The organism is uncultured Chryseobacterium sp. (genome assembly GCF_936933875.1).
Lineage (GTDB): Bacteria > Bacteroidota > Bacteroidia > Flavobacteriales > Weeksellaceae > CAKZIK01.
The window spans coordinates 64940-73345 of record NZ_CAKZIK010000069.1; the positions used below are offsets into that span (position 1 = coordinate 64940).

6 protein-coding genes and 1 pseudogene are annotated in these 8406 nt (G+C 33.4%); 6 read left to right on the top strand and 1 reads right to left on the bottom strand.

The annotated features are described in order from the left end of the window. Positions 1-112: 112 nt before the first annotated feature. The 5 genes from Q0252_RS09760 (at position 113) to Q0252_RS09780 (ending at position 6695) form a co-directional block, all read left to right on the top strand. On the top strand, positions 113-2518 hold the full coding sequence (locus Q0252_RS09760; RefSeq protein WP_297985731.1) for an ABC transporter permease: 2406 nt from the start codon (positions 113-115) through the stop codon (positions 2516-2518). A gap of 151 nt (positions 2519-2669) precedes the next feature. After that, positions 2670-3959: a TolC family protein gene (locus Q0252_RS09765; protein ID WP_297985732.1), complete on the top strand. Its 1290-nt coding sequence runs from the start codon at positions 2670-2672 to the stop codon at positions 3957-3959. A 777-nt stretch (positions 3960-4736) separates the two neighbouring features. Further along, positions 4737-5909 (top strand): thioredoxin fold domain-containing protein, encoded by a 1173-nt coding sequence (locus Q0252_RS09770; protein WP_297985734.1) that lies wholly within the window; start codon positions 4737-4739, stop codon positions 5907-5909. A gap of 37 nt (positions 5910-5946) precedes the next feature. Then, on the top strand, positions 5947-6489 hold the full coding sequence (locus Q0252_RS09775) for a DUF3575 domain-containing protein (protein ID WP_297985741.1): 543 nt from the start codon (positions 5947-5949) through the stop codon (positions 6487-6489). A gap of 2 nt (positions 6490-6491) precedes the next feature. Continuing rightward, the gene (locus tag Q0252_RS09780; protein WP_297985735.1) at positions 6492-6695 is read left to right on the top strand and encodes a hypothetical protein; all 204 of its coding nucleotides are present in this window, start codon (positions 6492-6494) and stop codon (positions 6693-6695) included. Here the strand turns inward: Q0252_RS09780 and Q0252_RS09785 are convergent. Then, positions 6692-7888 carry a DUF1343 domain-containing protein gene (locus tag Q0252_RS09785; RefSeq protein WP_297985737.1) on the bottom strand — a complete coding sequence of 399 codons (1197 nt, stop codon included), beginning with the start codon at positions 7886-7888 and terminating at the stop codon, positions 6692-6694. The two genes, Q0252_RS09780 and Q0252_RS09785, sit on opposite strands and share 4 nt — an antisense overlap. Positions 7889-7892: 4 nt before the next feature. Here Q0252_RS09785 and Q0252_RS09790 point away from each other — a divergent pair. After that, positions 7893-8406: pseudogene (locus Q0252_RS09790) on the top strand (ABC transporter permease); the annotation flags it as partial.

Sequence of the window (8406 nt, forward strand, 5' to 3'; positions counted from 1 at the left end):
CAAACTAATGTGTTCTAAATCAGAAGTATGAGAATTAAAAAAAACTTATGTCACTAATGTGTCAAAAAATGGCACTAGAAATTGAAAATTGAAACCTGAAACAAATAAAACTATGTTAAGTAATTGGCTCAAAATAGCATTCGCAAACTACCGAAAAAATTGGCTTTCGACGCTGATTAATCTCTTCGGACTTACTTTAGGACTGACTGGATTTATCTTAATACTACTTTATTGGAATCACGAAAAATCTTTTGAAAAATGGAATCCCAATAAAGACCATATCTATTTCATAGAAAATCAAATTCCCGACGGTGGCGTAATGCCGATGTCTTCAACGGGAGAATTGAAAGAAAGTCCGGAGTTATTTCCCGAAATTGAAAGTTCAGTCATCTTTACTACGAGCGGAAAAATAAAATTAAAATCGGGTAACAAATCTTTTTATGGCAATTCGGCTTATGTAAATGACGGATTTTTTGATTGTTTCCCATTGCAAATATTGGCAGGAAACCCAGATAACGCTTTTAAAGAAAAAAACTCAATTGCAATTTCTACAAAAGTTGCCCAAACAATTTTCGGTAATAATTATCAAGATGCTATTGGAAAGGTTTTGAAAGATGATGTTTTGGACAAACAATACATTGTTAGAACTGTTTATGATAATCCTTATAATACATTCATTAGTGGCGATTATTTTGTGCGTACCGATGCATTTGATGAAAAAACGGATTGGGCAAATAATTATTCCTACTATGGCTTTTTCAAATTAAAACCGAATATAGATATTTCTCAATTAGAAAAGAAGCTGACTTCAAAGATGATTTCAGAAATGAAGAAATTGCCTTTTTATACGGATAAAAAATTAGAAAAAGAGGTGAATGTTTTTCTAACTCCTTTAAGTCAATTAAAATTTAATTCTAAATCAAAACCTTATGATGCAACCGATACTAAAAACTTGAATATTTTAACCGTTCTTACATTTTTAGTCTTGCTTCTTTCCTGTATTAATATTATTAATATCAACACGGCATTAGCGTCGAAAAGAGCAAAAGAAGTGGGCGTAAAAAAAGCAATTGGAGCAACCAGAAAACTGATTTTAGCCCAATTTATTTTTGAGACTTTTTTATTAATACTTTTTTCACTTATTCTTTCGATGGCATTTATAGAATTGATTTTACCATTCTTTAATCGTTTTATGGATGTGAATATTGCCATCAATTTTAGAGAAGAATTTCCAATCTTTCTTGCAGTTCTGATTGTGGTGAGTGTGTCGGCTGGATTAATTCCTTCATTATATATTTCTAAATATCAACCGATTCTTACTTTAAAGGGAAATTTTTCAAGAAGTTCAAATGGTATCTGGTTGAGGAATTTCATTCTGTGTATGCAAATTATTTTTTCTTCATTTTTTATAATTTGTAGTTTGGTTGTCCATAACCAAGTAAAATATATGATGCAGAAGGATTTAGGTTTTAGCGCAGACCAAATTATCCATATTGATTTCAAAACCAACAACTACAAAACAGGAGAAAATCGAAGAAAATATGAGTTGATGAAAACGATATTTAGACAAAATCCGGGAGTGCAAGATGTAACTTATGGTTTTAGTACTATTGGAAAGTGGATTGGTGCATCAAGTATTATGAAGTCGATTCCTGATACTACGAAAACTACAAGAGGAGGAGCAGGAGGTATTGATTTGAATTATTTTAAAATGTTCAGAATTCCGATTTTGGAAGGAAGGGATTTTGATGAAAAATTAGCTAGTGATACTGCAAGTAGTGTTGTTTTGAATCAAAAAATTACAAGTGATTTTGGCTGGTCAAATAAAGATGCAGTTGGTAAAAAAATTCAACTCGGTTTTAACGGTAAAAACTATGAAGTGATTGGTGTTGCCAAAGATTTCAATATTTCAGGCGTTTCTGAGCAAATTTCTCCAATGGTTTTCTTTTATTACGGAAGTGCTTTTACCAAAAATAATATGAATGGAATCGACATAAAATTAAAGGCAGAAAATATTGACAAAACATTAAAGCAAATCCAAAATTTTTGGGAAAAAGAAATAGAACCTGATTATCCATTTGAATACTATTTCGTGGACAAGGAGTTTGCTAAAACCTTTGAAAAATACCAAAAACAACAAACGCTGTTCACAATACTAAACATCATTGTTCTAACAGTCGCTTTACTCGGTTTATTCGCACTTTCATCATTATTGATTGAGCAAAAGTTGAAAGATGTCGCCATCAAAAAAATATTGGGAGCATCAGAAAAATCAATCGTTTTAGATTTAACGAAAAAATTCTTGATCATTTCTGCAATAGCGGTGTTAATAAGCATTCCAATCAGTTATTATTTTATGAACGAATGGCTGAAAGATTTCGCTTACCGAATTGAAATGCCTTGGTTTCCGTATGTGTTGAGTTTTGTGATTTTACTGCTTTTGACTTTCGCTGTTGTTAGTATTAAGGCGTATCGTGCAACACAAGTGAACTTGGTGAAATACCTTAAATACGAATGATTTTAAACACATTAGTCATATTAGAAAAAATGTAAAGTGCGAAAAAAGCTCACATAAGATAAAAATCGAAGATTTTTGAGCTTAAGTGTTCTAAAATATGAGGTATGAAAATCTAAAAACTTATGTGACTAATGTGTCAAAAAAATAGTCTATGAAAAGTTTAAAATATATTTTAATATTAATTTCTTCAGCAATTTTTTCTCAAAATTGGACTTTGCAACAATCTTTGGATTATGCGTTGAAGAATCATCCAATAATCAAACAAAGCATTCTTGAAGTTCAGAAATCCGACCGGAATATTGCTATCTCAAAAGGAAATCTTTTACCTGCTATAAATGCGGGAATCAATCATAATTACAGTTTTGGTTCCACGATTGACCCTTCCACAAATTCAAGAAAAACCTTGAATACACAATACGACCAATTCAGCATTTCAACTCCGCTGGAATTATTTAATTGGAAAAATTATGCGAATATCAATTTAAGCAAACTCAATAAAGAAAGTTCCGAATATCGATTAAAATCTGCGCAAAATGATATTTCTTTAAATGTCATTCAACAGTTTTTTCAGTATCAATACGACAAAGCGTGGTTAGAGGTTTTGCAAACCCAAATTTCAGGAATAGAGGAGCAGATCAAGCGTACCGAAAAAGAAGTGGAAATTGGAAACCGTCCGAAAAGTGATATTTACGACATCAAAGCCAATCTCGGAACGATAAAGGAACAATGGATTTCTGCACAAAATCAAAAAGAACTTTCAAGAATTATTCTTCAAAACGCCATTGGTTTGTTGGATGATAAAATTGACTTTGTCTTAAATGAAGAAAATCCTGAAAACGTACTTATCAACAATGAAGATTTCGTTCAAAAATTATTGGAAAAGAATCCACTTTATCAGAATGCCATCAAGCAAAATGAAATTGCTTCAAAAAGTATAGAACTTGCAAAATCTGATTATTATCCAAGACTTTCGGGAATGTATCAATGGTCAACTTTTTTCAGTAAAGAGTTGGGAGCTCAACCTGCAAATCAGTTTTCAGAACAGTTTAAGCAAAATAAAAATAATTACGTTTCTTTCGGTTTGGATGTTCCCATTTTTAATCGCTTTCAAACTAAAAATAGAGTAGAACTCGCAAAACTTTCCGCCGAAAACACTTCATTGGAAAAAGACAAAGTAGTTTTAGAATTGACGAAAAATCTTAAAACTATCGAAATTCAATACCGAAACGCACAAGAGAAATATAGAGCCCTCGAAGAAAATTTTGAAAATCAAAAACTGTCCTTCCAAAAATCCGAAGAAAAATATAAAGAAGGAATGATGGATGCCTACACTTTTTTTATGGTGCGAAACTCTTGGCTTCAAGCGAATTACAACTTAATAAAAAGTAGATACGATTTGATGTTGCAGAGTGAGTTAGTGAAAGTTTATTTGAAGGATTGAAAATTGTTAAGAAAGTCTTGAAGTTAACGTATAAAATCCTAAAAAATCAAAATTCTTACAACCTGCGAAAATAATATATTGGTACGAATTTACCTGCGTAATTTAACCACAGGTTTGTCATTAACCAGAGTAAATTAGATACACCCAATCCTATAACCTGGGTAAAAAAGATACAATCTAAACCTATATCTTTTCCTGTTTTTTTCTTTAAAAAGCAAATCCGTCCTAACAATGTATAAAACCTCTAGAACGCCCATCCACATTGCGTTTTCAGACTTCTAAAGAATTTCGAACTTACTACAAAATTTTAGTTGCAAGATGTGTCTTTGTGCCCACAATTTTTCAAATTGGGTTTCAAAGAATTCTTGCCTTCCTGTCGGAAAGGATTTGAAAAAACTCGGAACTCGTTTTTCTATTTTGAAAGGTGATTTTGAAAAATTGTTTTTTTGAAAAAGTGGTTTTAAAAAACGGAACTACCCACCATAGAAAATTGGAACATAAAATGAGATAAAGACATTAATTTCAAGTGCAATTAATTCAAAATATATTCATAAATTTACAATCTAAGATTTAAGCAAAAATTGTTGTATTTCACATGGTGGAATAATCGGTTACCTTGAAAATCTCCCTTTCATAAAGCGCCTACCATCAGGCGATACGAAAGAAGTTAATATTCCTGGAGAAACCACAGAAAAGCCCGATTTTTTTCGGGCTTTTTTCATTTTTACCTCGTATTATTTTTCTCCTTATCTTTGCGCCGAAATCGAAAATAAAAAGATGAAAAAAATAATATTGCTGTTTTCCCTTGTTTTCTCTTTACTTGCTTTCTCGCAGGAGGGAATCAATTTTGAAACTACTACGTTTGCCGAAATTCTTGCTAAAGCCAAAAAAGAGAAAAAACTTGTTTTTCTGGATGCTTATGCGTCTTGGTGTGGACCATGTAAAATGATGGAGAAAAATATTTTTCCGAAGGAAAAGGTGAAAAATTATTTCAACACCCATTTTATCAACTCGCATTTTGATATGGAAAAAGGGGAGGGCAGAACTATTGCACAGAGATATAGCATCCGCTCTTATCCAACTTATCTTTTTTTGAATGGCGATGGAGAAGTTGTTTACCAGTCCTTTGGTTATATGGATGAAGATGCTTTTTTGATGGTGGCATCTACAGCCAACGGAACGGTAAATAATGAAGCCAGCCCAAAACAAAGATTCGAAAAAGGTGAAAAAGAACCAGATTTCCTTAAAAATATTGTAAAAATTAACGCCAATACAGATCCGGCTTTTGCCAAGTTGGCTTCCGAAAGATATTTTCAGAACAAGAAGGATAAAAAATTTAATCAGGAAGAAGTTTCGATGTTAATTTACTTTATTAAAACGTCTAAAGATCCCAATTACAAAGTTTTCAAAGACAATAAAGCAGAAATTATCAAAATTTTCCCGGAGAATATTTATACTCAATTCGATTCTCAGATTTTATTGAATGATGTGGTTGAAAAATCCATCAATATCAATGAAAAGAAAATCAACGATGCTTATTTTATGACGGAAGGAACAAAACTGGTGGGTGCAACGGAAGCCAGAAATGCTTTAAACCGTTTGAAACTTAATTTTTATCCTTCAGTTGGAAATTTCCAGGAGTTTGAAAAAGCTGCATTAGAATATTACGGAAACGGAGATAACTTTGAAAGTACAGAACTAGACAGGGTTGCTTACATCTTTTCAGAACACATCACCAATCCTGTAGCTTTGAAGCAGGCTGTAGTTTGGGAAGAAAAATCTGTAGCAAAATCTAAAACGCCAGAAAACACCTATATTCTGGCTAAACTGTATTGGAAGACCGGCAATAAAACCGCTGCAAAAACTTTGGCTCAGGAAGCTGCAAATATTGCTGCTGCAAACGGAAGAGATCAATCTGCTGCATTAAAATTATTGTCAGAAATTAAATAAGATGATTTTTAAAAAGATTTTCTTCTGCATTTCATTAATGAGTTTTGTGGCCAGTCTTGCGCAGGAAAAAGAACATCAGTTATACGTAAAAGGAAATGCACTTTTCCTACCCATCGGAATATTGAACGCCGGTTTGGAATATCAGTTAAGACCAAAATATACATTTCAGACAGATGTTTTTATTTCACCATGGAAATCTTTTGCAGGTAATCATGCTCAAATTTACATGGGACATTTGGAAGGAAGATACTATTTTAAAGAAGCCTTTCATGGGTGGTATGTAGGAGCGAATGCGGGAACTGGAGTTTTCGATGTTACGAAATGGAATTATTCCGGAACGGACAAATTTCAACGTGGTTTTACTTTCATGTTAGGAGGAACTGCTGGTTATCAGTTCAAATGGAAAGAAAACTGGAATATTGATGTATTTCTGGGAGCCGGAACTGTACAGTCTTATTACCACGGATATGAAAATGTTCCACCGGATTGGATTCGTTATGACAAAGCCGAAGGCTGGAACAGAAGTGGCGAATTTTTACCTTATCGCGGAGGAATTATGCTTTCCTATAAAATTAAATAATTATGAAACTTTTCAGCAGAAACCATATTATTGTTTCCATTATCACCTTTACTATTCTTTTCCTGATGAATTACTTGGGAAGTGATGAAGCCGACAAACTTTCGCGTGCTTTAATGACAGCCGTTGCTGGAGTTATAGGATTGAGTATCGGGATGTTTGTTATCTATAAAAATAAGGACGATAAACCTTTCGATAATTTCTATTAGTCTTCGTACATCACGTATTTTGCACGAATTTTTTGGAAGTTTTCCAAATCGGTTTTCCAGGTTTTTTTAATCTGAGCTTCAGTTTTTCCGGCGATAATTTGTTTTCTTAATTCGTCGGTTCCGGCCAATTTATCAATCCAGTTATTTTTCAAAAAGAAAGGGAGAGAAGGGTTTTTATAATTCTTGTAAGCGTTAATTAACCAGCTTAAATTTAAATAACGTAAATCTTCAGTATTATTCGAAAGATTTTCTCCGTAACACAGTTTTCCATTAAGGAATGGATCTTTTGCACCGAAATTAGGCTTTGGTGTAAATTGATAAGGCATATTTTTCGTCCACGGACTTCCATAAATCTGGAAAGGTAAATCTGTACCGCGACCAACGGAAACTTGTGCTCCTTCAAAAAAACAAAGACTTGGATAAAGGTTGATGGCTTGGTCATTAGGCAAATTTGGCGAAGGTCTGTCGAGCATTCCGTAGCGCTGTTTTTTATGATAACCTTGCATAGGAACTACCATGTATTTAGCCTGAACTCCATTCTTCAGCCATTTTTCACCGTTCACCATTTTTCCGTATTCGCCAATTGTTAATCCGTAAACTACCGGAACATTGTGCATTCCTACAAAAGATTTCCACTGGTCTTTCATCACAGGTCCGTCAATGTAGCCGTCATGAGGATTTGGTCTGTCCAAAACAATCACTTCCTTATTATTTTCAGCAGCAGCTTCCATTACGTAGGTTAAAGTAGAAATATAAGTGTAGAATCGTACTCCAACATCCTGAATATCAAATAAAACGATATCAATTCCGGCAAGTTGTTCGGGTTTTGGTTTTTTGTTGTCGCCATACAATGAAACAATAGAAATTCCGGTTTTAGCATCTACACCGTTTTTTACATGTTCTCCAGCATCTGCATTTCCGCGGAAACCGTGTTCCGGAGCAAAGATGGTTTTAATTTTAATATTATTCTTTACCAAAAAATCAACAAGATGGGTTTTGTCGCTTAAAAGTCCGGTATTGTTCGTTACAACGCCAATTGTTTTATTCTGCAGAAGAGGCAGGAATAATTCCGGACGGTCTGCTGCAGTTTTAAAGCAGTTTTTATCAATATTTTGAGCATTGAAAATTGTTGAGGTTCCTAAATAAATTAGGGATATAAGAAGTAAATTTCTAAATTTGGCTTTTAAACTCATCAGATTGAATTTTCCTTTATATTTTTCTAAAAAAATTGCTTTTTCCAAAGATAACAAAAATAATCTTTCACGGATTATCATCTTTATTGGTCGGCTTTCCGTGGCTTTGGGAATCATTGTTTCGTTAATTACAGTTTCCACGGGAATCGGTTCCAAACAGGCGATTAAAAACAGGATGGGAGATTTTAACGGAGAAATTTCAATAAAATCTACTAGATCCAATAATTCTTACAACTCGTCAGTTCTCAATACACAGGGATTAAGCGTGAGTGGAATCAAAAATGTTCCCGAAGTTGAAGGCGTACAAAAATACGTTACAGTTAACGGAATTTTAAGGACTGAAAACAATTTTGCGGGTATTATTTTTAAAGGAATAGGAAAGGATTTCGACCGCGAAAGATTTAAAAAGTTTTTAGTGGAAGGAACAACGCCAAATGTTACTGAAGTTGGCTTTAACGGCAATGTTACTATTTCTCAAAAAATTGCCAATGATCTTCATAAAAAACTCAATGACAGCG

Excerpts from the sequence above, each read along its gene's own strand:
- Q0252_RS09760 (WP_297985731.1), top strand. The coding sequence starts at position 113 with ATGTTAAGTAATTGGCTCAAAATAGCATTCGCAAACTACCGAAAAAAT.
- Q0252_RS09765 (WP_297985732.1), top strand. The coding sequence starts at position 2,670 with ATGAAAAGTTTAAAATATATTTTAATATTAATTTCTTCAGCAATTTTT.
- Q0252_RS09770 (WP_297985734.1), top strand. The coding sequence starts at position 4,737 with ATGAAAAAAATAATATTGCTGTTTTCCCTTGTTTTCTCTTTACTTGCT.
- Q0252_RS09775 (WP_297985741.1), top strand. The coding sequence starts at position 5,947 with ATGAGTTTTGTGGCCAGTCTTGCGCAGGAAAAAGAACATCAGTTATAC.
- Q0252_RS09780 (WP_297985735.1), top strand. The coding sequence starts at position 6,492 with ATGAAACTTTTCAGCAGAAACCATATTATTGTTTCCATTATCACCTTT.
- Q0252_RS09785 (WP_297985737.1), bottom strand. The coding sequence starts at position 7,888 with ATGAGTTTAAAAGCCAAATTTAGAAATTTACTTCTTATATCCCTAATT.